This window comes from Saccharopolyspora sp. NPDC050389 (assembly GCF_040655595.1).
Classification (GTDB): domain Bacteria; phylum Actinomycetota; class Actinomycetes; order Mycobacteriales; family Pseudonocardiaceae; genus Saccharopolyspora.
This window is the reverse complement of record NZ_JBFAKG010000004.1, coordinates 139980-165144: the sequence shown is the minus strand read 5'-3', so window position 1 is coordinate 165144 and position 25165 is coordinate 139980. Positions and strand designations below refer to the sequence as shown.

The following is a 25165-nucleotide window of genomic DNA, read 5'->3' as shown; positions in this document are numbered from 1 at the left end:
CGGTCCTTCGGCTGATACCCCCCGCCGGCACGGAAGGAAGGTCGAGGTCATGGCAACACGGTTCGTCCCGTACACGCGTGACGTCGAGGTCGCTGACCCCCAGTTCGACCAGAACCTGCAGACGGTGATCGAGAAGGCGGAGCGGTACATCGCTGAATCGGTTGAGTCCGAGGGCGTCGGCCGGGCTGTTCGCGACGCACATGCCAAGGGGTACGGACTGGTTCGGGGGGAAGTCGAGATCCTGGACGGGCTCCCCGCCGAGTACGCGCAGGGTGTTTACGCCACACCGGGCAGGCACGATGCCCTCATCCGCTTCTCCAACGGTTCGCCCCACGTCGGAGCCGACGCGCGGCTCGGCGGGGCGACCGGACTGGCGATGAAGATCTTCGACATCGACGGTCCGACCTTGCTGGAGGACGAGCCCGACACGCGCACGTTCGACTACGCCAACATCAACGCGCCGATCTTCTTCTGCAACACCGTCGAGCACTACCTGTTCATCCAGGACCTGTTCCTCCAAGCCCCGGCCTACTTCGCCGAAGGACGCGCCGGAGCGCATCGCTTCTACCGCGACTTCGTGACCGGAAAGGGAACTCTCGGCCAGGAGGACTGGGCCTGGGACGAGTTCCTGGCGTTCCTCCGCCTGTCGCAGCTGCCCAAGGTGAACGTGCTGCTGTCGAGCTACTGGACGATGGGCGCGGTCCGGCACGGCGACTACGTCGCCAAGGTGCGTTTCGCCCCGGACCCCGTCTTCGCCGACGCGGTGATCCGGCGTGCCGTGGAAGTGGACTCGGCGCCGGAGGTCTTCCGGCCGGCTTTGGTGGCCGAGCTGCGGGAGCGCCCGTACGCGTTCGACATCCAGGTCCAGCTGTGCACCGATCTGGAGCGGATGCCGGTCGAGGACGTCACCGTGGAATGGCCCGAAAGGCTTTCCCCGTTCGTCACGGTGGCCAAGCTGCGGATCCCGCAGCAGGACATCTCAGGTGAGGACAACCTGGAGAAGATGGATGCGCTCTCGTTCACGCCTTGGCGGGTCACGGCCGAACACGCGCCCCTCGGCAACATCATGCGGGCGCGCAAGGAGGTCTACCGCCGCTCGTCCATCCTGCGCCACAAGCTCAACCAGCAGCAGCGCGAAGAGCCACCCGGTGCCGACCGATTGCTGCCGTAGCCCGAGCACCCCGTCGGCGTCGTCGTGTCTCCTGCTGCACGGCTTGCTCGTATCGCCGTGTCCATCCGGACGCCTCGGTGCGAGAGGCCCCGGCCAACCCGATCGTCCCTGAATCCGTCCGGAGGCCGCTATGGGCAAGGTTCTCGGCGATGTGCTGGGTCTGGCGGCCGGTGTCGCGGTCAGCCCGCTCCCGATCGTCGCGATCATCCTCGTGCTGGCGACGCCGCGGGGACGTCTCAACGGGCCGCTGTTCGCCATCGGCTGGCTTGGCGGGCTTTCCGCGCTGGGCGCGGTGATGCTGGTGATCGGCGGGCCGGCCGGTGCCTCCACCCACCAGCAACCGGCCACCTGGGTCGGCGGCCTCAAGCTCGCGCTGGGGGTGCTGCTCGTGCTCTTCGGCGCCCGGCAGTGGCGCCGACGACCTGCCGACGTCTCGCAGGCGCAGCTGCCGAAGTGGATGGCCGCGATCGACCGCTTCACGCCGATCAAGACCTTCGGGCTCGGGCTGGCACTGTCGGCGGCCAATCTCAAGAACGCCCCGCTGACCCTCGCCGCGGGTGCCTCGATCAGCTCGGCCGGGCTTCCCGTCGGGCAGCAGATCGCGTCGCTGGCGGTGTTCGTGCTCATCGGTTCGCTGGGCATTCTGGCTCCGCTCGGGGTCTTCCTGCTCATGGGAGAGCGGGCGAAGAACATGCTCGGCACCTGGCGGGATTGGGCCGTGCGGCACAACACCGCTGTCATGGCGGTGTTGTTCTTCGTGCTTGGGTTGAAGCTGTTCGGAGACGGACTCGGCATCCTCATCGCCTGAGGGCGGGATCGGCGCGTTTCTGCCCTGAGGTGTGCCCTTCTGGGCATTTCCCGGTCCAGCCGGTCGCGGTACCAGTGGTGCACGGGCGTTGTGAGGAGACCTGATGCACGACCGGCACAGCAACGGTGAAGCGGAGTCGTCCGAGCGGGAACGGCGCACTCGACCACCGGAACCCGGAGCACGGCCGAGCGGTGTTCCGGGCTCTGCTGAACACATCCTGCACCTGCAGCGAACTCTGGGGAACGCAGCCGTGGCAAGGGCGATCGCCGATGCCCGCAGTGGCGGCGTGGAGGAGGTGCAGAGGTCGGCCGTGCACGAGGTGCTGCGGTCGTCGGGAAAGCCGCTGGACGAGCCCGTGCGGGCGGACATGGAGAGCCGTCTCGGCGCGGACTTCTCCGACGTCCGCCTGCACACCGGACCGGCCGCGCAACGCTCGGCGGCCGAGATCGGTGCCCGCGCCTACACCTCGGGAAACAACATCGTCGTAGGCGACGGAGGGGCCGACGAGCACACCCTCGCCCACGAACTCACCCACGTCATCCAACAACGCTCGGGCCCGGTCGCGGGCACCGACAACGGAAGTGGCCTGCGGATCTCCGATCCATCGGACCGCTTTGAGCGAGAGGCGGAGCAGAACGCGAAGCGCGTGATGGCGCGGCCACACCGAAATCGGGTCGAGAGCAAGACCGATTCGCCGGTGGCGGAGGAGGCTGTGCAGCGAGCACCGGCGTCCAATCCTGGACCCCGCCCTGAACTGATGACGAACGAGGAGTGGTTCGGCACTACTGCGCAGGGGGCGGTGGACAAGGAGAAGAAGTTCCAGACCCATGCATCGCTGATCTACACCGACGACTCGGGGCGAGACGTGAACCTGCTGACGGCGACGAACGTTCCTGGTTCCGCCGACGAGGAAGCCGTGCATGCCGAGGACGTTCTGATCACCGGTTTGCGGAACAACCTCGACAAGTTCAAGCCAGGCCCACATCGCTATCACAAGGTCATTCTTTCGGTCACCAAGTCTCCTTGCACTTCAGAGTCGCGCGACGGCCTTCCGTCGACGTCGAACAAGAGCAGGGGGTGTACCGAGGCGATCCTCGACCTGGCGACAAATGGCATCCAAGACGGAGATCGAGTCTACAAGTTCAAGATCGTCCTCGTTGTGAAAGGCCTTTACCATGCGAAGGTGATAGGCGGTAAGAGAGCATCCGACAAGGCATTGGACGCCTTGGGGGCGCATCCGCAGATCGAGGTCAGCAAGGATCTTTCCCGGCAGGAAATAGACGCGCTGAATCAAGATGTTTGACGCTGTTGCTGGTTCCGGCCGATGTGGTGGGGCCTCGTCGGGAGATCAGGACCCCACCGCCCACTTCCCGAACTCCGATTCCAGCACCAGCCGCCCCAGTTTTCCGTACTCCTGGCGCACTGCCGTGATCAGCTCCGTCATGCCCACCGGCCTGCCGGCCTCCGCTGCCAGGTAGGCGGCCGTGATGGCGCAGGAGCGGATTGAGCCGCCCGCCAACTCGAAACGCTCCGCGCAGAAGTTCAGGTCCAGGTCTTCGGCTCGGGGGATCGCGCTGCCGAGGCAGCGGTCCCAGAGGGCTCGGCGTTGGTCCTGGCCCGGCATGGGGAAATCGGCGATGACGTCCAGGCGGCGGGTGAACGCCTCGTCCAGGTTCGCTCGGAGGTTCGTGGTGAGGATCGCGATGCCGTCGAAGGTTTCCATGCGCTGCAACAGGAACGCCGACTCGACGTTGGCGTAGCGGTCGTGGGCGTCCTTCACCTGGGAGCGCTTGCCGAAGATGGCGTCGGCCTCGTCGAACAGCAGCACCCCGTTCACGCCGACCGCTTCGGTGAAGATTCGCTCCAGGTTCTTCTCCGTCTCGCCGACGTACTTGTCGACCACAGTGGACAGATCGACCACGTAGAGGTCCATCCCGAGGTCGGACGCGACGACTTCCGCCGACATGGTCTTGCCGGTGCCGGACTCGCCCGCGAACAGGGCGATCACGCCGCGCCCGCGGCCGCCGCCGGGGCGCATCCGCCAGTCGCCGAGGACGAGGTCCCGGTGCCGGGCGCGCATCGCCAGCTCGGCCAGGTGGCGGTGGGTCGGCTCGGGCAGCACCAGGTCGTCCCAGCGCACCGCCGGCGTGATGCGGCGGGCGAGCCGTTCCAGGCCCGCGCCGTTCTGGGCGCGCACGCCCGACCGCAGATCCTCCAGGCCCACCGGGCGGGCGTCGAGCATGGCGAGCTGGGCCGCCACCGAGGCCGCCCGGCCGACCTGGTCGGCGTCCAACCGGTAGCCCGCGAGGGCATCGACGAGCGCGCTTTCGGGCACTGCGGCAGTGTCACCGGATGCGTCCGCGAGGGCCTGCCGCCATTCCCGCGCCCGCTGCTCCGGTTTCGGGGCCGTGACGCGGATCGACACCGGAGCCTGCCGGGACCAGGTCGCATCCCAGCTGCGGGAGCCGTGCAGGAACAGCGGAGCTCCCGCCGCCGACGCGACGATCGCCCGCAGCAGCCGGGCCCGCTCGGGGCGTTCGGGCTCGAACGCTTCCAGCGGGCCGAACACGACTCCGGCCCGCTGCAGCCGCGCTTCCCGGACCAGCGCGGGCAGTGCGGGCAGCGGATCCGGCTCGACGGCCAGCTCCCTGGCGTCCAGGACGAGCGCGCGACGGCCGCTCACCGCCAGGGCGTCCGTCGCGACCTGCATCGCGCCCTCCGCCCCGTTGAGGTGGACGAGCCGGATACCGGTGTCCAGAGCCGCGCCGATCCGCTTGGCCAGCGTGTCAGGGGAGCGCGGATCGGCGTGGGTGAGGCGGGCGAGATGCGCCGTGCGCGGATCGATGTCGTCGTTGCCGAGCAGATGCGCCACAACTCGGTCGGGAACCCGCAGCGTCCGGGACAGCGCCGGCCGCTCCGGCTCCTGCACCTCCAGCAGGCCACCGGCGACCAGTGGCGCGCCCGCGGTGAACCGGAACCGCCCATCGCCCGCCGCCGGCATTCCGCACAGTTCCAGCGCCAGGCCGGTGGTCGGCCGCCGACGGGTCACATCGTCGTTGAGGTAGCCGTAGAGCGGTTCGAAGCGGACATCGACATCGGGGGCCATCGCCACCAGCAGCAGCTCCAGATCCAGCGCCGTGAGGCCGAAATCCGCGGCCAGGCGGAGCAATCTCGGCCCGGGATCGGGCACGGCCGCCGCGAGCGAGTCCAGCTCGGCGGCTGCGGGATCGTCGCCGCGGGTAGCGGCCCACGACTTCGCCGGGGCGGCGAGGATGCGGTCGACGTCGTCCGGGGTGACGTAGAGCCCGCGGTAGGGATCGTCCGGGTGCGGATCGGCGGCCTGCCGCGTCGCCACGACCTCGCGGACGCGCCGCTCGACCAGCCCGAGGCGGGCCCAGAGGTAGTTCAGGTCCGGTTCGGTCACGAGATCGTGCCTCGCCGCCGCCGCTTCGGCTCCGGGCGCGGCCGCGGCGGGGCGAAGCCGGTTCCTTCCGCCGTGGTCGGGCCCTCGTAGCGCAACCGCCGGGCGGCCTCGTTCGCCGGATCGCCCGTGCTTTCCGCGTGCAGGAGCACGCCTTCGGTGACCGGCGGCCCGGCCGGGATCCGCTCGCCGGCCAGCGGCGCCGTCACCTGCAGGTTGATCGACGGCTTGAGCTGCCCGCCGAGCGCCGACCACACGTCGGAGGCCGAACGGCCCTCCGCCATCGCTCCGCCGGCCGCGAACGACACCGTCAGCCCGAGTTCGGCCAGCGTCCCGGTCAGCCACCGAGCCGCCAGCGCGTCGTGGCGCACCAGGCAGCGCAGCACGTCGGAGAGCAGCCGGTGCTCGTCCTGCGGGCGGTTCGTCCACACTGTCACCAGGTAGGAGAGCTGGAACCAGTGCGGCGGGCTCTGCCAGCCGATCATCTTCCCGTCGTCGTCGTACTGCTCGAACGCGCCGGCGCGCCGGAGATCCGGCTCTTCCCTGATGTCGTAGAGGAAAACGCTGATCGTGGGCGAGTTGCGCTTCGCCGACCAGTCCGTCGTGGGCGCGTCGAAGCCGAGTTCCACTCCCGCGCCCGGAATGCCCTCCTCGGCCAGCAGCAGGCGCAGGCCCTCGTCCACCTCGTGGATCATCCGGTCACCTCCTCCCGACCAGATCCGGCGGCGCGATCGTGGGCTTGACCACCAGGAACTGCGTTGTGACAGGACCGAATCCGGGGCCGGACGCGGTGATGGTGCGCGGCCCGGTCTGATCCTTGGGCAGGATCAGCAGCTGCGCGGCGAACCGGCCGTCGAGGCCGGGCAGCGTCGGTGCCGTGGCGGCGGTGATGCCGGGCGTCCACAGCAGCTGCACCGGGGCTCCCGGCGGGAAGTCGATGCCGCGGACGGAGGTCACGAAGCCGGGTTCACCGATGTTCGGCACCGCGACGATCCGGGGCTGCAGCACGCGATACGGGGAGGCGGCGAGGTTGTCGGCCGGGTCGGCGTCCGTTCCGGTGGTCCGCAGCGTTGTGGTGATCACCGCCTCCAGCGCCGCGTTCGGCGCCAACACCACCTGCTTGGTGATGACACCGCCGGGAGGCAGGTCCGGCAGGGCGCACCGCACGGCCGAGCAGTCCGGCGGCAGGCTGACCACCTGGACACCGGCCGGTAGCGCGATGTCCAGGGCGAGGCCCGTCGCCGTGCCGCCGCCGGTGTTGCGCACGGTGTAGGTCACGTCGGTTCGACCGCCCACATAGGACGGATTCGGCTGGGCTTCCACCGCCACGCCGGGATTGGCGTCCGGCGGTGGCGGAGGAGGCGGCGGCACCGGAGTCACCGGCACGATCGTCGTCGCCGTGTTGTCGTCGGCGTGGGAGTCCTGCATCGCGCCACCGGCCGTCCAGCGGATCCGGTGGTTCCCGGCGGTCACGCCGACGAGTTCCGCGGTGACCTGCACGGACTTCCCCGGCTGCACCACGCCGAGATCGCATCGCGCGTTCTCGGCATCACAGCTGCCCGCTGCCGTCCGGAGCCGTTGCAGCCGCAGCCCTTCCGGCACGTCGAGGGTCACCTTCGTGCCCGGTGAGGCCGCCGGGCCGTTGTTCCGGATGGTGGCGGTGACCGGCACCGAGGAGCCGACCTCGACGGTGGCCGACGACGGGAGAGCGGTGAGCGCCAGGTCGACGGTCGCCTGCCAGGTCGGTTCCTTCTGCCGCCCGGGAAGCCGGTCGGTGATCGAGGCCGGCTGGCCCTTCGCCATGTCCAGGGTCGCCAGGTGCTCCGGCGAGTTGACGCCCTTGGCCTGGCGCTTGGACAGCACGAGCCACTCGCCGTCCGGCGACGAACTGGCGTCCCGGGGCTGGAACGGCCCGGTCTCCCCGCCGTCGGGCCGATCGGCGCAGCTCATCAGCCCCTTTGGCAGCAGCACCTCGCAGCGGTCGTCGGCGAGGTACATCCGGAACAACCCGTCGGGTTCCCGGTTGAACACGATGCTTCGCCCGTCCGGCGAGAACGCCGGACTGTCGTCGACCACATCGCACCGGCAGATGAGCTCGCTCAGGTCGCGATGCTGGTCGAGGCCTTCGGCGCGGGCGATCCAGATGTGGTTCTCCCGCAGCCGTCCTGCCGGCACGTCCGCGACCCTGCCGCGGCTGAACGCGAACCGCTGGCCATCCGGCGAGAACGCGGGCTGGGTGTCGTCCTCTTCCGGGTTCGCGCCCTGCAGGCGCCCGGTGACCTCGCCGGTGGCCACGTCCACGACGATGATCCGGCTCCGGCCGCGTCCCGCTTCCTGCGCCCCGGGAGACCTGCGGGCCACGGCGATCTTCTTGCCGTCCGGCGACCACGCGGCGTCGGTCTCCCAGTCGCCGCCCTTGCGGTCGGCGATGGGCAGCAGCCGTGGATCGGAGCCGTCGGAGCCGACGACCCAGATCCGCTGCACGCGCTGCCCGCCGACGGTCTCGAAGCGGCTGACCGCGATCTTGCTGCCATCCGGGGAATAGCTCTGCCGCTGCGTCCACGGGTCGAAGCCCGCGTCCGGCTCGAACAGCTTGCTGGAGTCGACGACGGCCTTGGGATCCTCGGTGAGCACGTCGAGCCCCAGACTTCGCGGATCCGACCCGTCCTGCCGGATGTCCTGCAGCGTTGCGGTGTTCCGGAGCTCCGCGGTCGTGCGGGCCACCACGAGGCGCCCGGTTATCCCGTTGGAGAACCACGTGGGGGAGTCGACCTTCCGGTCTTCCTCCAGCATCTGCTGGGGACGAGGCGCGGGCAGCGTCGTGGTATCGGCCCGGTAGACGCGGTCGATGCTGTCGGCCGCGGTGGCGTTGACGCCCTGAACCGCCTGGAGGTTCGGGCTGACGAACAGCAACTGTTCGCCATTCGGCAGCCACCGGGGTTCCCGGCTCTGCCAGCCGTCGTCGAGCAGCGGCGCGCCGGTTCCGGTGCCGCGGAGCACGCGCACGCTCTGATCGGAGGCGTCGCCGATGTTGCCGTCCCGGTCGAAGGTGTACGCGATCTGGTCTCGGTGCCCGGCGTCGTCGACCGGGTTCCACGAGGGCTGGATCGCGCCGCCGGATGGCTCGTCGGTCAGCCGCCGCAGGGATCCACCGCCGGAGGCCTGGTCGTAGATCTGCCACCGGCCGCCGGCATCGCAGGCGTAGGCGATGCGGGAGCCGTCCGGCGAGAAGGTGGGATGCGAGTCGTTGTCGGAGGTTTCGGCGAGGCGGTGGGCATCGGTGCCGTCGACGCGCACGAGCCAGATGTCGCGCTGCGTCTTCTGGCCCGACGTCTCGGCCGAGTCGAACGCCACCCACTGCAGATCCGGCGAGAGCTGCGGATTCGCGGCATCGCGGCCCCGGGTGAGCCGCCGGACCTCGCCATCGGCATCCCGCAGGTACACCTGCGGCCTGGGCTCGTCGCGCAGGCTGGTGAACACCAGCAGCCCGCCGCGCGAGGACACGTCCTGGTCGAAGTGCTGCGGTGATTCGTCCAGCAGCGGCTGAGTCGCCGACTGCCCGGGCAGCCCGGTGGCGGTGACGCCCAGGCTGCGGTGCTCGGTGCCCGAATAGGCGATGCGGGCAGGCGGCTGCTCGGCCACCGGCCGGGGCGGTGCCTGCGCCGCGGTGGTCGGAACGCTGATCAGCCCGTCCAGCAACAGGACGGCGCCGATCAGCGCGATCCCGAAACGGGTTGGGCCGCGCCGGAATCCTGGCACGCTGCCGATCACGGTTGACCTCCACCGCAGGCGACCGATACGTCAGCATCCTGGCCCGGCGCCCGGCCCCGCCCCCAGATCCCGACAGGCAGGCAAGCGGGCAGGGCTCCGGCACTTTCGGGCAACGCGCGGCGGGCGGCGGGTCAGATCAGGCCGTGCCGCATGACGTAGCCGACGGCGTGCGCCCGGTTGCGCAGCTGAAGGCGCGTGGTGACCTCCTGGAGGATGTTCTTCACGGTGCGCTCGGAGTAGGACATCTTGACAGCGATCTCCCTGGTGTCGAAGCCGTCGGCGATCAGGCGGAGAACCTCCACCTCGCGCGTGTTCAGCGTCGACAGGATGGGCCGCACCGCGGCGGCGGCACTGCGCTGGAGCTTGCCGACGTGGTCGAGCAACCGGCCGAGCATGTCGCCGGGCAGCATCCCTTCGCCGCGAACCAGCGCCGTGATCAGCCCCACCATGCGGTCCTGATCCGCGTCGCGGCGGCGAAGGACGGCCGCCACCCCGCATTCGATGGTGGCTTGCAGCGAGTCCTGCTCGAATTCGCTGACGATGAGCCCGGTGCGCACCGAAGACGTTCGCTGCAGCCGGCGGAGCAACTGCCCGGCCGCGTCGTCCAGCCGGTCGACCACGACCAGCGACACCTCGGCACGGGCTTCTTCGCTCGCTTTCAGCACTTCCACCTCGGGGCGCGGGCGCAACTGCTGGGTGACGCCGAACTCCAGTATCGGATCCCCTGCGTAGACCGCGACCGGGACTCTCGTCATTGTCTCTTCTCCCTAGAACCGGGTCCTGTCACTGCGTGTTCTCGGTGAGACCTGCTCGATGCGCCCCGCGGGGCGAACTCCGGGTGGTGCCGGATCAGGCCTGCGGCGCGGGACCGCCGCTCGCGAGGGCAGCGCGGCGGCGTTGCGCGGGCAGTCGCATTGCCCCCGCGCTGCCCTCACCGCCCTGCTCGAAACCGCTCGGGCCACCTAACTTTTCTGAGGTGAGCCCATTTGCCGAACTCGAAAGCGCCACGGTGGTGGTGAACCCGGGCGGGGAGGCGACCACGACACTCACCGTGCGCAACGACACCGAGATCGTCGAGGCGTACGAGTTCGAGGTGGTCGGCGAATGCGCCGCCTGGACGACGGTGGAACCGACCCGGCTGTCGCTCTACCCGGGAACCCAGGACACGGTGACCCTGTACCTGCGCCCGCCCCGGTCCTCCGAGGTGCGGGCCGGCGAGGTTCCGCTGGCCGTGCGGGTCGTTCCCGTGGAACGGCCCGACCTGGTGACCGTGCCCGAGACGACGGTGATCATCACCCCGTTCCACCGGATCAGGGCCTCGCTCGTACCGCAGCGGCGCCGCGCCTGGCGGACCGGCCGGTACGAGGTGGCGCTGCACAACCAGGGCAACACGGCGGCGGCGTTGCCGCTTTCGGCGACCGATCCGGCGGAGCAGCTGAACTTCCGGTTCGAGTCGGATCGTCCCGCGCTCGAACCCGGTGAGCAGACCGAGGTCCGGCTGCGCGCGCGGTCGAGCAGCCTCATCTGGTTCGGCAAGCCGACCAGCCACCAGTTCCTGATCACGGCCGCCACCGATGCGGAGGCGGTGGAGGGAGATCAGCCGCAGCCGGAGGAGGTGGACGGAGAGCTGGTTCAGCTCCCGCTGCTGCCGCGGTGGTTGCTCGCCCTGCTGGCGTTGCTGCTGGCCCTGCTGCTGGCTTGGCTCTTCATGGTGGGTCCGATGCTGACGAGCGCGGCGCGGGAGGCGGCCAGGGAGGAGGCGAAGCAGATGGCCCAGAACGGCGAGCTCGTACCGCCGCCACCTGCCGAACCGCCGAAGCCCCCGCCGGACGCCGGGCAACAACCGCCGCCACCTCCGCCGCCGGAAGTTCCGGGAGTTCCGCCCGGCAACGGCGGGCAGCATTCGATGACCATCGAGGTGGTCGCGAATCCCAGCGCCACCCTCTCGCGTTCCGCGCAGGTCCCGGAGGACAAGATCTTCTTCGTGACCGACCTCGTCCTGGCCAACTACCAGGGAGACGAGGGCCTGCTCACCATCCGCTTCGGCGACCGGACGATCACCACGATCGCGCTGGAGACCTTCCGGAACCAGGACTACCACTGGGTGACGCCGATCGAGATCCCGGCCAACGAGAACGTCACCGCGACCGTGCGTTGCGCCCGGCCGGGAACCCCGCCGTCCGGTCAGCAGGCGGGACGGTGCGTGGAACTGCTCAACGTCAGCGGAGTGCTCCGCGACGCGCCTCGATAACCCACCCCAGTTGTCGCTATTCGGCATCTGCTCCCCTGGCATGCCCGTCGTGCTCATCAACTCATAGCGCTGTTCCGCCAGGAAACCACGAAACTGTGCGGAAAACCACGAAGATCGACTCGCTCGAAAATACCTGTCGCCTTCCCGGTTTCGATGATGCGGCGTATTTCGGGGAGCTCGGTATACGCCATCCGGGTGCCCGGAGGGGAGTCCGTTCAGTAGTACTCGAAGGAATATTTCCCGTTCGAATCGTGCTGACCGCGCGCCCGGTATTCCCAGGTCGGATGCCGGGCCGGGGGCGTCTGGGGAAATCCGGAGATTCTCGGCCACGCCGAGCGCAAGGCTGCATCGGTGTGACGGTTCGACAGCGAAATCCACAGTGGACTAATAGCGAATGGCGGAAGCGGCCGTCGTCCGTCCGAGCCAATTGCTCATATGAGCGCCGGATCGCAATGTGAAGCGCGCATTTCGTCCGGGAAGAACCGCCGGCGCGCCCGGCGTGGGAGTGAAATTCTGCGATCGACCGCCCGGGATCACCGCGTCCGTGAAGCGATTTCATTAATAGTTCACGTATTTCACGCTTCGTTTGCTCGTCATCCGATGGTTGTGAGTCCGAGCGAAAACGCCCGATCGGCGGCTTTCGCGCCACTAGATTGGCGCGGGCCCGCGATCGGCGGGCCGATTCCGGAGTGTCCGGCGGCGCTTGCGCCGCGAAGGTGATTTTCGTTCGGTGGTGCGGCTTTGCCCTGAACGGCGGTTTCTGCCGCGTCGGCGGTGCTGGGACGTTGTCCCTCCGGCGTTGGGGGCCACCGCCGGTGCCCGGTGAAGTGCCTACCGGCGGTCGCGCGTTGCCGGCTGACGTGATGGGAAGGCTCATGCCTGTGCGACGTCCTGGTGTGGCTGTGGTGTGGAGCGCGGTTGCCGTGGCGTGCTTCGTGGTGGCGCTCGTCGTCGCGTCCGGCGCGGGTGTGGCGTCGACGCCGATATTCGGGTTGACCGGTGCGACGATCGTGATCGCGGCCATGATCGAGATCGTCGCGGCGGTCTGCGTGGTGTTGCTGCTTAGGGGCGTGCGACTGGTGGGCCTGCTTGCATCGGTGCTCGTGGCGGTCACGGCCGGAGGAGTGGCGGCGTGGGGCCTGCAATGCGTGTTCGGTGCGGCGGGCCTGGAGTCGACGGGAACCGGGCTGCTGCTGCTCACCGGCGCGGTGGGGATGATCGTGGTCGCCACGCAGTTGGCGCGCCGCGCGGGGCCGAGTCCCGCGATGTGAGGCGAGGTGGGGATGGTCGTGGGAGATGCCGACCCGGCGGCGAGGCTGGAACGGCTCGGCCGGCGGCTGCGGGCGGCCCGTTCGTCGTTGACGAACGCGGCGCGGGCCGCATCGCGCGACGTCGAGGGCCTTGACCGAACCGGAGCCGTTCGGGTGCGGCTGGACGCGGACGGGATACCTGTCGCGATCCGGATTCGCCCGCGGTGGTCCGAGAAGCTGGCCGCCGTTGAGTTCGCCGGCGCGGTGGCCGAAGCCGCCGACGCGGCCCTGAACCGGCGCATGGCGGGCTGGGGAAACTTCCTGGCCGAGGAAGGCCGAGAAGTCAGCGACGAGAATCCTCCTGGCGCGCCGGCAGAATCGTGCCCGGAAGCCGACCCGCGGGACTTGGACGTGCTCATCGAGCACATGCTCGTGTCACTGGATGAGGCTCGTCGGCCGCACGCAGTCGTTCGAGGAGTTGGTACCGCTGCGACGGGAAAGCTCGCGCTGACGGTTCTGGAGACCGGGCAACTGTCCTGTGTGGCCGATCCCGAGTGGATCGGTCCGCTCGGTGGCGCGCGACTGACGCATGCCTTGAGCGATGCCCTGATCCGAGCGCGAACGAACCTGAAAAGCGCGCTGGCCCGGCGATCACGGAACTCTCACGCGTGGGACTCCGCGCTGGACGAGGTCTTCTCGATCATGCGTGACCCGGGCGAGCACGGTCATCGGTGAGCGGGAGGCATTCGTGGCACCGCCGGACAAGAACGAGGTCGAGGTCGCAACGGGCGCCCTCCGGATTGAGGCCGACATCTGGGACGAACAGGCCGACGCGCTGAACCTGATCGCATCGGAGGTCGCGCAACTCCGCGTCGGAGCACTGGAATCGGGGCCGTTCTTCTTGCTGCTCTCCGCCTACGACGAGGTCGTCGGCCAGGTCCACGACCGGTGCCGGGAAGGCGTCCAGCGCACGCGCGAGGTGGCCGGAACCCTGCGGCAGGTCGCGGACACCTACGAGCAGGAAGACGAGGACGGCACCCACGCCCTCCGGAACCTGTGCTGAAGGCGGGTGATCGGTCATGTTCAGCGAAGCGCAGTTCAACGTCGTCATCGACCGGCTCACCGCCGGAACCGAGGAGCTGACCGGCCAGATCGCGCGGATCGGCCCGGCCGCAGCGGCCGCGATCCAATCAGGGTGGGTTCCCCAGCCGGTCAAGGACGCGATCGCGTGGTGCGCGGAGTTGCTCGAAGAAGCGGCAACGGTCGTCTGCGAGGTGATCGTCGACCTCCTGAAGGCCGCAGTCGCGCCGATCCTGATGTACGTGCGGGCGTGGGAATGGCAGAACCTGCGCGGACGAGCCAGTTCGGTGGCCGGCCGACTCACGCCGGAGGCGATGATCGCCGACGACAAATGGCACGGCGCCGCCGCGGACGCCTACACCGCGGCGATCAAACCGCAGGGGCAGGCCGCCACTCGCATCGGGACGATCGCCGGCAAGACCGCAGGAGCCCTCGTCATCTGCGCGAGCGCCGGAGTGGCCTTCTACGTCTCCCTGGGATTCATCCTCGCCAAGTACATCCAGACGATGGTGGCGGCCATAGCCGCCTTCGAGTCGGCGGTGTTCTCCTGGGCGGGCGCGCTCCTCGTCGTCGAGGAAACGACGGTGGGCTACGGGCTCATCAACACTGCCATCGGAGCCCTCGCCACGGTGGTGGCGACCCAGGCCGGCGAGATGGTCGCGCTGCACGGGGAAGCGGTGGATGCCACCGACTTCCCGCTCGGATCCTGGCCCGACGCCACCCGCAATCCCTTCGGCGACGCGACCGTCACCGATGGCGACGCGGACTGGTCGCTGGGTTGACGGAGCGGGCTACTCGGGGCGGCACAGCACCGGGTTCGCCAGCTCGGCGCACGGGCGGTTGCCGTAGGAGCGGATGATGTCGCTGCCCACCTGGTTCGTCAGGTAGCGCCTGAAGCTCGCGGCCAGGGACGTCGCCGCGGGTTCGCCGAAGGTGTAGGCGTACTCCGTCTGCCAGAACGGGTAGGCGCCGTGGTCGGCCGCCTCCAGGTTCGCTTCATGACCGCCGATGCGGACCTTGAGCAACTCCGCGCGCCCTTCGGCGGCCCGCAGCTCGCTGTAGCCGATGGCGCCGGAGGTTTTGGCCACGGTGTCCAGCAGGCTGCCGGTGTCGCTGCGCCGGCAGCGGAGGACGCTGCCGCGCAGGTTCTCGTTCCTGGGCTCCACGCAGTCGTTGGAGTTCTCACCGGGTTCCACCTCGCCGCCGAGGAGCCGTTCCTCCAGGGTGGCGCGGGTGCCGGACAGGGCTTCCCGGTCGACGATGCGCACCGGCACGTCGTTGCCGCCCACGTCCGCCCAGTTGGCGACCCGGCCGCCGAAGACGTCCCGGACCTGCTCCGGCTTGAGGTCCTGGACGCCGGCTTCCCGGTTGACGACGATCGTGAACAGCAGGAACGCCATGGGGCGCGGCAGCAGTTCCGGCAGCCGGTCGCCCTTGGGGCCGTCGGAGAACGCCAGCATCTCGGGCGATCGCGTGCGGTTGAGCAGATCGAGGCCCTGGGCGCTGCCGTGCATCTCCCACGCGAACTTGGCTCCTGGGCAGGACTTCACGTACTCGTCGGCGGCCTCCCGCAGGGCGGGTTCGAAGGCCGTGGAGCCGGTGACGGTGAGGTTCCCGGTGGCGCAGTCCAGCCGGGCCGCCTCGTCCCTGGTGAGGTCGATGAGGAACGGTTCGACGAGGCTGACCATCAGCAGGAAGCACACCAGCGCGACGACCCAGCGGGGCGTTCCGGTCTGGCTCTTGGTCTCGTGCACCTTCCCGCTGCCCACGCCGCCGCTGATGGTGCCGACGACCTCGGGATCCGGGATCTTGCCCCCGTCGTCTCCCGCGCGTTCCAGGACGACCAGGACCTTGTAGTGCGCGGAGCTGTTCAGCTTGACCTTGGGCAGTTCGACGAGCCCGATCGTCCGGTCGGCCTCGTCGACGTCCGACATGCCCAGCCCCGGTGCCTTGGCGTCGAAGTACGTCGCCAGCGACGGGTCGCTGAGCTCGGTGACGACGACTCCGGCGACCCGGCGGCCGGGGAACCTGACGCGGATGCCCACGGGGGTGTCCTCGGGGAAGCCGTAGTCGCTCTCGGCGATGTTGGTGGTGCCGGTGTTCTCGACGCGCAGCAGGACGAACGACGGGTCGACCAGCCGCCCGCCGTCGGCCCGCTCCAGCCGCCGCCACGCGCCGGCGTACAGGGAGCTGACATCGGTGGGCGTGGTGTCCATCTGCACCCGGTAGCCGAGCCGCTTGCGGCCGACGAACGCGAATTCCCACAGGAAGGCGATGATGGGAACCAGCGCGCCGGTGATCGCGAGCGCCAGCTCCCAGGGAAAACCGTCCACGACCGCCTCCGCAGGCACAGGCAACGACTGAGGCCGTCAACGTATTGAGCCCGCGAAGGCGTCCGCCCCCGCTTCACCGACCAATTTCCCGGCAATTCACCCGCCGTTCGATCACCGCCCGCGCGCACCCCCCAGGACGCGCGGGCGGCAGGTGGGCTCAGTACTGCCAGTTGATCGCGGTGCCGCAGCTCGCGAACCCGTGCCGGTCGGCGGCGGCGTTCAGGGAGTTCTTCGCATCGTCGGCCTTCTGCTTGACCGAACCGAGTTCGAGCACGCCGATCATCTCGGTACCCGGAGCGCCCTTCCACGGCGTCACAGCCTGCCAGGCCTCGCGGTTCTCTTCGAGCGCGCCGATCATCCCCGTCCACGCGTCCTGGAACTCCGCGGGCACCTCGGCGTCCGCGAACACGCCCTGAGCTTCGCGTGCCGCCGCGATCTGCTGGTCGATGCGAGGCATGATCTCGACGCCGGTGTCGTCCGGGTTGGTCGGTGGCAAGGCCTCCACCACCTCTTTGACGTCCGAGCAGGCGCTGTCGGTGCTCTGGAACAACGAGCAGCCCGACAGGAAAAGGCTTCCTGCCAGCAATGCCGCGCCGACGCACGTCGTCCGCGCGTTCCCGGCAAAGCCGTTCCGATTGATTCGTGACATGCCCGCTCCTCGAACCCCGCCGGCACTCGCGGCTGGATCTGCGGAACTCTCGCACGGCGGCGCCGGGAGCGGTCCCCAGCCGGGAATCCCCGTTCACGCGCAGCCGTTGGTCAAAGTCCGCTCGGTCGGGTGGCTGGACCTTGTCACGCTGGGGGAATGCGGTCTGCAGATGTCACCGGAGCGCCGGTGACGGGCTTTGGGCGCGCTGCCCGGGCATGGCGGATGCGGTAGTACTCGGCCTGTCACCAAAACATCAGGGAGAGAGCGCATGACAGCTGCGGACGTGCCCTTCTCGATGTATCCGCGGACCACCGCAGTGCCGATGCGGGATCTGCTGCGGCGCTGCGCGATCACCCACGACCACGCCGAACGGGCCGCGCTGCTGGAGCGGCTGGCGGACGAGCTGGACCGGGCCACTCAGGACGTCCTCGCGGGCCGTCCGACCGAGGAGTGCGACCGGCGCGAGCTGGCGGCCAGCCTGCGCGGACAGGCCGGCATGGTCCGGTTCTTCGCCGACCTCGAACGCCGCGACCGGGCCAGGCAGGCGTTCGACTCCGCGCGCCCGCGGGCGCGATGACCGCGACGCGGGCCGGAGGCTGGATCAGCGGAAGTCGCGCGACGGCCAGAACGGCCCGGACTGGATGACCCGGTGCGGAGCACCGGGCTCGCCGGGCGCGGGCAGGCTGCGCAGGGCGTCGATGGTGGCGGCCAGCGTGCCCGAGGAGCGCCAGACGACCCCGCCGCGCGTGTCCGGCGAGTCGACGAGCAGCCGGACCGCGAGGGCCTCGTGGCGGTCGGCGATCCACAGCGCGTCGCTGTGCTCCGGCCAGTTCAGCACCCCGAACAGCCACTCCCGGCGCCCGGGAGTGCCGGTCAGGCTCCAGAAGGTCCACAGGGACAGCCCGAGCAGGACCGCGAGCTCCGGGTAGAGCTGCAGGGCTTCATCGATTCCGGTCACGAACCGGCATCCTTCGCGAAGTTCCCGCACCTGCGTAGCAGGCCGGATGGCGCGTCGGCCGCTGCCGCCCTTATGGGGGATGCGTCAGGTCGCGGATCGTGCGTGGCCGGACGCGTCTCGCGAGCGGACCTACATTGGTGGGCAGCCCGCCGGAGGAGCGTCGCGTTCGCTCGAACCGTGCCAGGCGTGCCGCCGCGGGCACCACCTGGGTGGCGAGGAGGCCGCGATGGACTACGAAGTGTTCGACCTCGGCGACGTCCGGCTGCAGCGCGGTGCCACGCTGCGCGACGCGAAGCTGGCGTACAAGACCTACGGCGAGCTCAACGCCGCCAAGGACAACGCGATCGTCTACCCGACCTGGTATTCGGGTCAGCACTACGACAACGAATGGCTCGTCGGGGAGGGTATGGCCCTCGACCCGTCGCGGTACTTCGTGATCATCCCGAACATGCTCGGCAACGGGCTTTCGTCCTCGCCCAGCAACACCCCGGCACCGCACGACCGGGCGCGGTTCCCGGACGTGACGATGCACGACAACGTCCGCCTCCAGCACCGCCTGGTGACCGAGCGGTTCGGCATCGAACGGCTGGAGCTGGTGACCGGCTGGTCCATGGGCGCCGGCCAGACCTACCAGTGGGCGCTGAGCTACCCGGAGATGGTGCGGCGCATCCTGCCGTTCTGCGGCTCGGCGAAGACCAGCCCGCACAACTTCGTCTTCCTGGAAGGCGTCAAGGCGGCGCTCACCGCGGACGCGCAGTGGCACAACGGCTGGTACCGGGAGCAGCCGGTGACCGGCCTGCGGGCGATGGCCCGGGTCTACGCGGGATGGGGTTTCTGCCAGCAGTTCTACCGCGAGCAGATCTACCTGCGGGAGCCGCTCGGCTACGGCTCGCTGGAGGACTTCCTGGTGGGGTTCTGGGAAGGCCTGTTCCTCAAGCGGGACGCGAACAACCTGCTGACCATGTTGTGGACCTGGCAGCACGCGGACCTCGGCGGCACCCCCGGCTACGCCGGCGTGGAGGAGGCGCTCGCGGGAATCCGGGCGAAGACGATCATCATGCCCGGCGAGCAGGACCTGTACTTCCCGCCGGAGGACAACGAGTGGGAGCAGGCCCGCATCCCCGGGGCGGAGCTGCGGGTCATCCCCGGTGCCTGGGGGCACTTCGCGGGCGGCGGTCTCAACCCGGTGGACACGGCGTTCATCGACGACGCGCTCAAGGAACTGCTCGCCCAGGACGCCCCTTTCTAGCATTCGTCCTCTGTGGACGATCCTGGTCGCCGGATAGAATTCGCGGAGTGAGCTCCCTGACTCCGATCCGCGTCGTCGCCGACCACTTCGAGCTGGCGATTTCGACGTTGCACTACTGGGAACGGCGCGGACTGATCAGCCCGCAGCGGCGGGCCGGGCAGCGGTGCTACGACGCCGACCAGCTCTACCGGATCGCGCTGATCAAACTGTGGCGCACGACCGGGTTGATGAGCATCGACGAGATCTCGGCCATGCTCGACGCGGAATCCGGTTGGCAGGAAACCGTTCCCGCCCGGATCGCCGAGATCGAGCGGCAGCAGGCGGCGCTGGACGCGGCGCGGTCCTACCTGAACCACCTGCTCGGGTGCCGGCACGAGGCCGGCCCCGACCGGTGCCCGAGGTTCCGCGCCGCCGTCGACCTGCCGTGATCAGCGGCGCGGCATGGCCAGCGCCGCGACGACCGCCGCGATCGCCAGGCAGCCGGCGGACGCGGTGAACGCGGCCGCGTAGCCGTGCGCGAGCGCTTCCGCGCCCGGTTCCCACGCGACGGCGGCGGTCAGCGCGGTCAGCGCCGCCAGCCCGATCGCGCCGCTGGTCTGCCGCACGGTGTTGAGCAGCCCGGCCGCGAGGCCGTTGTGGTGGGGCGGCACGCCGCCGGTGGCGGCCACGGTGATCGGGGTGAACGCGGCGGCGGTTCCGAATCCCAGAAAGATCCCCGGAAGCAGTACCGACGACAGGTACGAGGCGTGCGCCCCGATCAGCGCCGCCACCCCGGCGAAACCGGCGCCGCCGAGCAGGCAGCACAGCACGGCCGCGCGGCGGGCTCCCATTCGCACCGACAGCGCTCCGGCGCTCTGCGCGCCGCAGAACATCGCGAATCCGATCGGCAGGTAGGCGAGGCCCGCCTGCAGCGGCGAATACCCGTGCACGTCCTGCAAGTACAGCGACAACAGCACCGGGCTGGCGAAGAAACCCAGGCCCAGCAAGAACATCACCAGATTCCCGCTGCTGACGGAACGCAGCCGGAACACCTCTAGCGGCAGCAGCGGATCCGCCGCCCATTTCGCTTGGTGCAGCAGGAAGATCCCGAGCAGCGCGAGGCCGCCGAGCAGCGGCGGCAGGGCATCCCCGGCGGACGGCTGCATCACTGCGTACACCAGCGCGCCCAAGCCCGCCGTCGCCAGCACCGCGCCGATCACGTCGAGCCGGGGGCGGGCTCCGGTGGTCACCCGGCCCGGCAAGATCGCGGCGGCGGCCACGACGGCCAGCACGCCGACCGGGACGCTGACGAAGAACACCCAGCGCCACCCGGCCCACTGCGTCAGCACGCCGCCGATGACCGGGCCGGACGCGGCGCCGACCGCGCCCACGGCGCTCCAGGTGCCCAGCGCGCGGGCTCGCCTGCCGGGTTCGGTGAAGGTCGTGGTCAGCAGGGACAGCGTCACCGGCATCAGCAGCGCCCCGCCGAAGCCCTGCACCGCCCGCGCGATCAGCAGCTGCTCGGCCGATCCGGCCAGCCCGCCGACCAACCGGGCGGCCGTGAACAGGCTCATGCCCAGCACGAACATCGCGCGCTGCCCGAAGAGATCCGCCAACCGGCCGCCCAGCAGCAAGAACCCGGCGAAGACCAGCGTGTAGGCGTTGACCACCCACGACAGTGCGGCCGGATCGAACCCCAGCTCCGCGCGAATGGCGGGCAACGCGACGGACACGATCGTGGCGTCGAGGATCACCACGAACGAACCGGCGCAGGCCAGCGCGAGAACCACTGCGGGAGCGGGTGCTGCGACCTTCGGCGGCGATGACTGTGCGTGCATGTTTTCCCTTCTCCTGCTGGAAGAACCGATGCCATCGGCGAACCGGGGCATCGAAGGGCAGCATGCTGGCTCAACCCAGGTTGAGCGCAAGCCCCGACCGCGCCGAGCACCTCACAGGCCGCGCGAACGCGTTGGATTTTCGTGCTTTTCCGGCTGTGTCGCTGAACCGGGCCACAGTGGCCATCCCTTCCAGTGACCAGGCACATGTGCGCCGCCATCCCTCGCCATAGTCGCGCTTGGCGCCCCGGGAGCGCCGGGGCGCTGACCCGGCGAGATCTTCTTCGGATGGAGGCCAACGATGGCGGTGCTCGAATTCGACCACGAGGTGACCGACTACCGGCTGCAGCACGCGTACTGGCTGGCCAGGGCGGCGAAGCTCGCGTACGACGACGAGGCGACGATCCGGGAGGCCACCAAGGAGTGGGGCTTCGACCGGTGCGAGTACTTCCACGCCGAGCTCGACGGTTCGTTCCCCATCGAGGACACGCAGGCCTTCGCGGCGGGCAGCGACAAGATGGTCGTCGTCGCCTTCCGGGGCACCGAGCCGAAGAAGATCAAGGACTGGCTGACCGACACCAACACCCTGGCCGCTCGCGGCCCCGCCGGCAAGGGGCACGTGCACACGGGCTTCAGCCGCGCGCTGGACTCGATCTACCCGCAGGTGCGCGACGCGGTGCAGCGATTCCGGGACAACGGCCAGAGCCTGTGGTTCACCGGGCACAGCCTCGGCGGCGCGCTGGCCATGCTCGCCTCCGCCCGGATCTTCTTCGAAGACCCGCGGCTGCTCCCGGACGGCGTCTACACCTTCGGGCAGCCGCGCACCTGCGACCGCCTGCTGGTCGGCCCGTACAACGAGGCGCTCGCCGAGCGGGTGTTCCGGTTCGTCAACAACAACGACGTCGTCCCGCAGCTCCCGCCGGAGCCGGTGTTCCACCACGTCGACGACGTCCGCTACTTCGACAGCAGCGGGAAGCTGCACAAGAAGATCACCTTCACCGCCGGGCTGACCGACAAGTTCAAGGGCTTCACCAGCGACGTGTTCGCGCCCGCCGCCGACGGGATCCGCGACCACATGATCGACCGGTACCTCGAGCTGATCCAGAAGAACCTGGCCTGACCCGGCCCGAGCACGCCCGCACCTGCGCGCAGGTGCGGGCGTTTTTCGTGAGTGATAAGTCCGGTAAGAACCGGAATGAACACTCACGACGCTCGCATCGCCTACTTGTGGCGGACTCGCGGCGCCGTCCTCGCTTAGGTTGCACCTGAACGAGTGTCGACGCAGACCGCCGCGGAGGAGATCGCCAATTCCCGTCGCCGAGCTGATCCCGACCGATGCAGAGTTGTACACAGTGGACTGATCCTCGGGCACAGGTGGTCGGCGATGTCGTCGCCGCCGGGGAGTCCACATCGGACGCGTTGGGCCGGCCGATCGGGCCCGGAACGCGGATCGGCTGGTCGCTGGCGGCGATGGCCCGGCAAGCGGAGATCAAAGCGATGATCGACCCCCGCCGAAACCGACGGAAGCCGCGCGCCGGGGGAGACGGAAAAAGATGTCGTCCCCGCTGCCGCGGTTGCCGGTCCCATCGGCCGGTGAAAGCCCGTGTCGCTGTCAGCGGTCCTGGACCAGCGGTGGATCTCCCCAGTCGCGGTCGAGCCCGTCGCGTAGTGCGTCGACCGCGCTGGCGCCGATCCGCTCGGCCAAGACGCCTTCGATGGTCGCGATCATGTTCAGGGCGCGCTCGTGGGCGCGGGCTCCCGCCGGAGTGGTGCGGACCAGCCGGCTGCGGGCCGAGGCCGGATCGGGGACCTGCTTCAGCAGGCCCATGCCGATCAGCCCGTGCACTGCCTGGTGGACGGACTGGCGGGTGGTGCCGATCCGGCGGGCGAGCTCGGAGATCGAGGTTCCGCCCGCATCCAGGTTCGCGAAGACGGCAGCCTGGGCGACGGTCACCGGGCGTTCGCCGGCCGCCTGCATGCTGCTCAGCAGCGCGTCGTCGAACCAGCGCTTGGCGTCGGTGAGCAGCTGGGGGAGGTTCGGTGGTGGTGCTGTCATGGTTCCTGGGGTAGCGGGAGCGGGCACCGAGCATAGCCAGCCGCCCTCGCCCGCGGCAAAATGTCAGGCAACCTGACGAAATAGCCGCGTCCAGGAGGAATCGCATGACGATGGAGTTCGCCACGCCCTACCGCTCCCGCTCGCACATCCCGCCCGAGCCGGGCAAGCCGTACTTCGTCCAGAAGGGGATGGGCGACCGCGCGCACCTGTTCGGCGACCTGATCACCATCTACGCCGGCGGCGAGCAGACCGAGCACGCCTTCAACTTCTTCACCTGCGAGGGCCCGAAGGGTGACGCGATCCCGGCCCATTCCCACTCGGAGACCTACGAGGTCTTCTACGTCGCGGCCGGCGCGGTCCGGCTCTTCGTCGAGGACACCGCCGGCGAGCAGTACGAGAAGCTGCTCGGCGCAGGCGATTTCGGCTTCGTGCCGAAGAACTGCCCGCACGCCTATCGGATCGAGCGCCACCACAGCCAGATCGTCGGGGTGGCGGCCGGTCCTGGCGGCACCTTCGAGCGGTTCTTCGAGAACCTGGGCGTCCCGACGGAAGAATTTGGTCTCCCGCGCACGCCCGCGGTGCCGGAGCCGGGCAAGTTCGCGACCGTCCCGCGGGAGTACGACGTGCGCTTCCTTCCGGAACACCGCTGGCGCACACCGAGTTTCCGCGCCCAGGGCCAGTAGCGAACATGATCGCTCTGTGGTGGGTGCGGCGGGGGGCGATTTCGCGCGAAATCAGCGGTCCGCGCGAGGGCGGGGTGACGATTTCGCGCGAAATCGCCCGCCTGTCGGGCGTCGAGTGCCTTCGGGGCGAGCCTGCCCTGGGGTTTTCTGGAGAGTTCCCCTACTCCGCCGCTGCGGTGGGGCGGTACCGCACGTCGATGGCCGATGCCGGGTCGCTCGTGCCGACGCGGTGGAGCCGGATAGGCGCGCCGCCCGGGTTGTCGTACAGCCGGATGCCTTCGCCGAGGAGGACCGGCGCGATGTGCAGGTCGATCTCGTCGATCAGCTCCAGTTCGAGGAGCTGGCGGCCGATGTCGGCCGAGAAGATCTCGAGGTTCTTGCCGCCGGCCGCCTCCAGGCCGATCCGCACCGCCTCGGCGGGGCCGCAGTTCAGGAACGTGACCCCGTCGGTGGGCGCGGCGTCCTCGGGGTGGTGGGTGAGCACGAAGACCGTTCCGTTCCAGGCGCCGCCGTAGATGCCGCCGGGGTCCGGGTAGCGGTCCCAGCCGTCCCGGCCGCCCAGCACGGCGCCGGTGGTCGTGGCGTACTCGTCGGCCAGGCCATCGCGGGACGAGACGCCGGTCATCCAGTCCATCTCGTGGTTCGGGCCCGCCACGAAGCCGTCCAGCGACATCGTGAAGTGCCAGAGCACCTTTCCGCCCGCGACCTGCGGTTCGATGTCGCCCATTCGTCGCCTCACGGTCTGGTTGCAGTCTGCAATCGGTATTTTCCCAAGTTAGGCCGGCCGACAGCAGACCGCAACCGGTTCGTGGCGGTCAGTTGAGGGCGCTGATGATCCCGAAATCGGTTTCGTCCGCGGGGAGGTAGCGCACCCGAAGGATCTTGCCCGGCTGCATCTGGTCGACCACCTGCGGGAGCACCGGCCGATTCTGCTGGATGTCGAAGGTGCCGCCATCGGGGCGGGTGATTCGCACCGTCAGGTCGAGCACGCTCTTGTCGCCGCGGATCTCGCCGGTCGGCGTCATCGACATCACCACCGCCTGCGCATCGATGCCGCGGGTGCCGATTTCGTGCTGCAGCGGGGTGATTTCGCCCTTCGCGAGCTGGATGGCGTCGAGCGTTGCTTGCACTTCGTGCGGCGGCGCGTCGCGCACCACCGCCACGCCTCGGGCGGGCTCTCCGGGGAGGTAGCGAACCGGCAGCATCAGGCCGGGCTTCAAGGTGGCGAGCTCCGTGAGGTCGGCGATCAACCTGGTGGTGCTGGAGAAGGAGACGCCGTCCGCGGTGTCCACCAGGACGCGGAGTTCGAGCTGCGGCCTGTCGTTGACGGTCAGGCCGGTGCGGCGCACGCTCTCGACGGTCGCACGGCCGATGGGAGCGCCCCGGAACTTCCGGTCGCCGCCGACCGGGGCGTTGCTGAACAACATCGGCACCACGAACAGCAGCAAGATCGGCCCGGCCATCCACACGTTCAGCCAGGCGAACACCACGTCATCGCCGGCGGCCGTCGCGGTCAAGCCTGCCTTGATGTAGAGCACCGTCAGCACAACGCCGGGCAACAGCATGATCGACGCGATGACCCTCATGAACCCAACCCTCTCGGCCGGTGGTCCAACGGGCTGGGCAGGACCGCGTTCGGCGCATTCCTCTCGGCGCAGGCCGGTTCCGGTC

At 69.5% G+C, this 25165-nt stretch carries 24 protein-coding genes; 13 read left to right on the top strand and 11 right to left on the bottom strand.

Annotated elements, in window-relative coordinates; all coding sequences use genetic code 11:
• Nucleotides 1-49 precede the first annotated feature (49 nt).
• From AB0I53_RS04120 to AB0I53_RS04110, 3 genes are all read left to right on the top strand, one after another.
• A complete protein-coding gene (locus AB0I53_RS04120) occupies nt 50-1171 on the top strand; it encodes a catalase family protein (RefSeq protein ID WP_358596094.1) in 1122 nt (373 codons plus the stop codon).
• Nucleotides 1172-1301: 130 nt separating this feature from the next.
• Complete coding sequence (locus tag AB0I53_RS04115; RefSeq protein WP_358596092.1) at nt 1302-1979, top strand: GAP family protein; 678 nt, start codon at nt 1302-1304, stop codon at nt 1977-1979.
• Nucleotides 1980-2082: 103 nt separating this feature from the next.
• Complete coding sequence (locus AB0I53_RS04110) at nt 2083-3282, top strand: DUF4157 domain-containing protein (protein ID WP_358596090.1); 1200 nt, start codon at nt 2083-2085, stop codon at nt 3280-3282.
• A 45-nt stretch (nt 3283-3327) separates the two neighbouring features.
• On the opposite strand, the gene AB0I53_RS04105 is transcribed toward AB0I53_RS04110, so the two are convergent.
• The 4 genes from AB0I53_RS04105 to AB0I53_RS04090 form a co-directional block, all read right to left on the bottom strand.
• Nucleotides 3328-5403 (bottom strand): ATP-binding protein, encoded by a 2076-nt coding sequence (locus tag AB0I53_RS04105; RefSeq protein ID WP_358596087.1) that lies wholly within the window; start codon nt 5401-5403, stop codon nt 3328-3330.
• Nucleotides 5400-6095, bottom strand: a complete 696-nt coding sequence (locus tag AB0I53_RS04100) for a DUF4255 domain-containing protein (protein ID WP_358596084.1) — start codon at nt 6093-6095, stop codon at nt 5400-5402. The genes AB0I53_RS04105 and AB0I53_RS04100 overlap by 4 nt, the downstream gene beginning before the upstream one ends.
• Nucleotides 6096-6099: 4 nt before the next feature.
• Nucleotides 6100-9171: a hypothetical protein gene (locus AB0I53_RS04095; RefSeq protein WP_358596081.1), complete on the bottom strand. Its 3072-nt coding sequence runs from the start codon at nt 9169-9171 to the stop codon at nt 6100-6102.
• Between the two features lie 131 nt (nt 9172-9302).
• Nucleotides 9303-9926, bottom strand: a complete 624-nt coding sequence (locus tag AB0I53_RS04090; RefSeq protein WP_358596078.1) for a LuxR C-terminal-related transcriptional regulator — start codon at nt 9924-9926, stop codon at nt 9303-9305.
• A gap of 221 nt (nt 9927-10147) precedes the next feature.
• Between AB0I53_RS04090 and AB0I53_RS04085 the strand changes: the two genes are divergently transcribed.
• The 5 genes from AB0I53_RS04085 (at nt 10148) to AB0I53_RS04065 (ending at nt 14534) form a co-directional block, all read left to right on the top strand.
• Nucleotides 10148-11422 (top strand): hydrolytic protein, encoded by a 1275-nt coding sequence (locus AB0I53_RS04085; RefSeq protein WP_358596075.1) that lies wholly within the window; start codon nt 10148-10150, stop codon nt 11420-11422.
• An 875-nt stretch (nt 11423-12297) separates the two neighbouring features.
• Nucleotides 12298-12693 carry a hypothetical protein gene (locus AB0I53_RS04080; protein ID WP_358596072.1) on the top strand — a complete coding sequence of 132 codons (396 nt, stop codon included), beginning with the start codon at nt 12298-12300 and terminating at the stop codon, nt 12691-12693.
• 12 nt (nt 12694-12705) lie between these two features.
• Nucleotides 12706-13407 (top strand): hypothetical protein, encoded by a 702-nt coding sequence (locus AB0I53_RS04075; RefSeq protein WP_358596069.1) that lies wholly within the window; start codon nt 12706-12708, stop codon nt 13405-13407.
• Nucleotides 13379-13735 (top strand): hypothetical protein, encoded by a 357-nt coding sequence (locus AB0I53_RS04070; protein ID WP_358596066.1) that lies wholly within the window; start codon nt 13379-13381, stop codon nt 13733-13735. The genes AB0I53_RS04075 and AB0I53_RS04070 overlap by 29 nt, the downstream gene beginning before the upstream one ends.
• Nucleotides 13736-13751: 16 nt before the next feature.
• Nucleotides 13752-14534: a hypothetical protein gene (locus AB0I53_RS04065; RefSeq protein ID WP_358596063.1), complete on the top strand. Its 783-nt coding sequence runs from the start codon at nt 13752-13754 to the stop codon at nt 14532-14534.
• Between the two features lie 9 nt (nt 14535-14543).
• On the opposite strand, the gene AB0I53_RS04060 is transcribed toward AB0I53_RS04065, so the two are convergent.
• Both AB0I53_RS04060 and AB0I53_RS04055 read right to left on the bottom strand, forming a co-directional pair.
• Complete coding sequence (locus tag AB0I53_RS04060; protein ID WP_358596060.1) at nt 14544-16085, bottom strand: substrate-binding domain-containing protein; 1542 nt, start codon at nt 16083-16085, stop codon at nt 14544-14546.
• A gap of 157 nt (nt 16086-16242) precedes the next feature.
• On the bottom strand, nt 16243-16734 hold the full coding sequence (locus AB0I53_RS04055) for a hypothetical protein (protein WP_358596057.1): 492 nt from the start codon (nt 16732-16734) through the stop codon (nt 16243-16245).
• Nucleotides 16735-17002: 268 nt separating this feature from the next.
• On the opposite strand from AB0I53_RS04055, the gene AB0I53_RS04050 reads away from it, so the two are divergent.
• On the top strand, nt 17003-17311 hold the full coding sequence (locus tag AB0I53_RS04050; RefSeq protein WP_358596055.1) for a hypothetical protein: 309 nt from the start codon (nt 17003-17005) through the stop codon (nt 17309-17311).
• A gap of 24 nt (nt 17312-17335) precedes the next feature.
• Here the strand turns inward: AB0I53_RS04050 and AB0I53_RS04045 are convergent, their stop codons facing one another.
• Nucleotides 17336-17692 carry a hypothetical protein gene (locus AB0I53_RS04045; protein WP_358596053.1) on the bottom strand — a complete coding sequence of 119 codons (357 nt, stop codon included), beginning with the start codon at nt 17690-17692 and terminating at the stop codon, nt 17336-17338.
• Nucleotides 17693-17918: 226 nt separating this feature from the next.
• On the opposite strand from AB0I53_RS04045, the gene AB0I53_RS04040 reads away from it, so the two are divergent.
• On the top strand, nt 17919-18941 hold the full coding sequence (locus tag AB0I53_RS04040) for an alpha/beta fold hydrolase (RefSeq protein ID WP_358596050.1): 1023 nt from the start codon (nt 17919-17921) through the stop codon (nt 18939-18941).
• 47 nt (nt 18942-18988) lie between these two features.
• Nucleotides 18989-19369, top strand: coding sequence for a MerR family transcriptional regulator (locus AB0I53_RS04035; protein ID WP_358596048.1), 381 nt, complete (start codon nt 18989-18991; stop codon nt 19367-19369).
• On the opposite strand, the gene AB0I53_RS04030 is transcribed toward AB0I53_RS04035, so the two are convergent.
• Entirely contained in the window at nt 19370-20758 is a 1389-nt protein-coding gene (locus AB0I53_RS04030) for a DHA2 family efflux MFS transporter permease subunit (RefSeq protein ID WP_358596044.1), read from the bottom strand.
• Nucleotides 20759-21056: 298 nt separating this feature from the next.
• Here AB0I53_RS04030 and AB0I53_RS04025 point away from each other — a divergent pair, with 298 nt between their 5' ends.
• Entirely contained in the window at nt 21057-21875 is an 819-nt protein-coding gene (locus tag AB0I53_RS04025) for a lipase family protein (protein WP_358596041.1), read from the top strand.
• Between the two features lie 492 nt (nt 21876-22367).
• Here AB0I53_RS04025 and AB0I53_RS04020 read toward each other — a convergent pair whose 3' ends face one another.
• Entirely contained in the window at nt 22368-22811 is a 444-nt protein-coding gene (locus AB0I53_RS04020) for a MarR family winged helix-turn-helix transcriptional regulator (protein ID WP_358596038.1), read from the bottom strand.
• A 104-nt stretch (nt 22812-22915) separates the two neighbouring features.
• On the opposite strand from AB0I53_RS04020, the gene AB0I53_RS04015 reads away from it, so the two are divergent.
• Nucleotides 22916-23494 carry a quercetin 2,3-dioxygenase gene (locus AB0I53_RS04015; protein WP_358596035.1) on the top strand — a complete coding sequence of 193 codons (579 nt, stop codon included), beginning with the start codon at nt 22916-22918 and terminating at the stop codon, nt 23492-23494.
• 160 nt (nt 23495-23654) lie between these two features.
• On the opposite strand, the gene AB0I53_RS04010 is transcribed toward AB0I53_RS04015, so the two are convergent.
• Both AB0I53_RS04010 and AB0I53_RS04005 read right to left on the bottom strand, forming a co-directional pair.
• Nucleotides 23655-24221, bottom strand: coding sequence for a dihydrofolate reductase family protein (locus tag AB0I53_RS04010; RefSeq protein ID WP_358596032.1), 567 nt, complete (start codon nt 24219-24221; stop codon nt 23655-23657).
• 88 nt (nt 24222-24309) lie between these two features.
• Complete coding sequence (locus AB0I53_RS04005) at nt 24310-25080, bottom strand: hypothetical protein (RefSeq protein WP_358596029.1); 771 nt, start codon at nt 25078-25080, stop codon at nt 24310-24312.
• Nucleotides 25081-25165: the final 85 nt, after the last annotated feature.

What these genes read in the sequence shown, in the direction of transcription:
- AB0I53_RS04120 (WP_358596094.1), top strand. Translation starts at nt 50, where the DNA reads ATGGCAACACGGTTCGTCCCGTACACGCGTGACGTCGAGGTCGCTGAC.
- AB0I53_RS04100 (WP_358596084.1), bottom strand. Translation starts at nt 6,095, where the DNA reads ATGATCCACGAGGTGGACGAGGGCCTGCGCCTGCTGCTGGCCGAGGAG.
- AB0I53_RS04040 (WP_358596050.1), top strand. Translation starts at nt 17,919, where the DNA reads ATGGACTACGAAGTGTTCGACCTCGGCGACGTCCGGCTGCAGCGCGGT.
- AB0I53_RS04055 (WP_358596057.1), bottom strand. Translation starts at nt 16,734, where the DNA reads ATGTCACGAATCAATCGGAACGGCTTTGCCGGGAACGCGCGGACGACG.
- AB0I53_RS04015 (WP_358596035.1), top strand. Translation starts at nt 22,916, where the DNA reads ATGACGATGGAGTTCGCCACGCCCTACCGCTCCCGCTCGCACATCCCG.
- AB0I53_RS04050 (WP_358596055.1), top strand. Translation starts at nt 17,003, where the DNA reads ATGACAGCTGCGGACGTGCCCTTCTCGATGTATCCGCGGACCACCGCA.
- AB0I53_RS04010 (WP_358596032.1), bottom strand. Translation starts at nt 24,221, where the DNA reads ATGGGCGACATCGAACCGCAGGTCGCGGGCGGAAAGGTGCTCTGGCAC.
- AB0I53_RS04030 (WP_358596044.1), bottom strand. Translation starts at nt 20,758, where the DNA reads ATGCACGCACAGTCATCGCCGCCGAAGGTCGCAGCACCCGCTCCCGCA.
- AB0I53_RS04025 (WP_358596041.1), top strand. Translation starts at nt 21,057, where the DNA reads ATGGCGGTGCTCGAATTCGACCACGAGGTGACCGACTACCGGCTGCAG.
- AB0I53_RS04065 (WP_358596063.1), top strand. Translation starts at nt 13,752, where the DNA reads ATGTTCAGCGAAGCGCAGTTCAACGTCGTCATCGACCGGCTCACCGCC.
- AB0I53_RS04110 (WP_358596090.1), top strand. Translation starts at nt 2,083, where the DNA reads ATGCACGACCGGCACAGCAACGGTGAAGCGGAGTCGTCCGAGCGGGAA.
- AB0I53_RS04080 (WP_358596072.1), top strand. Translation starts at nt 12,298, where the DNA reads ATGCCTGTGCGACGTCCTGGTGTGGCTGTGGTGTGGAGCGCGGTTGCC.
- AB0I53_RS04020 (WP_358596038.1), bottom strand. Translation starts at nt 22,811, where the DNA reads ATGACAGCACCACCACCGAACCTCCCCCAGCTGCTCACCGACGCCAAG.
- AB0I53_RS04075 (WP_358596069.1), top strand. Translation starts at nt 12,706, where the DNA reads ATGGTCGTGGGAGATGCCGACCCGGCGGCGAGGCTGGAACGGCTCGGC.
- AB0I53_RS04005 (WP_358596029.1), bottom strand. Translation starts at nt 25,080, where the DNA reads ATGAGGGTCATCGCGTCGATCATGCTGTTGCCCGGCGTTGTGCTGACG.
- AB0I53_RS04115 (WP_358596092.1), top strand. Translation starts at nt 1,302, where the DNA reads ATGGGCAAGGTTCTCGGCGATGTGCTGGGTCTGGCGGCCGGTGTCGCG.
- AB0I53_RS04090 (WP_358596078.1), bottom strand. Translation starts at nt 9,926, where the DNA reads ATGACGAGAGTCCCGGTCGCGGTCTACGCAGGGGATCCGATACTGGAG.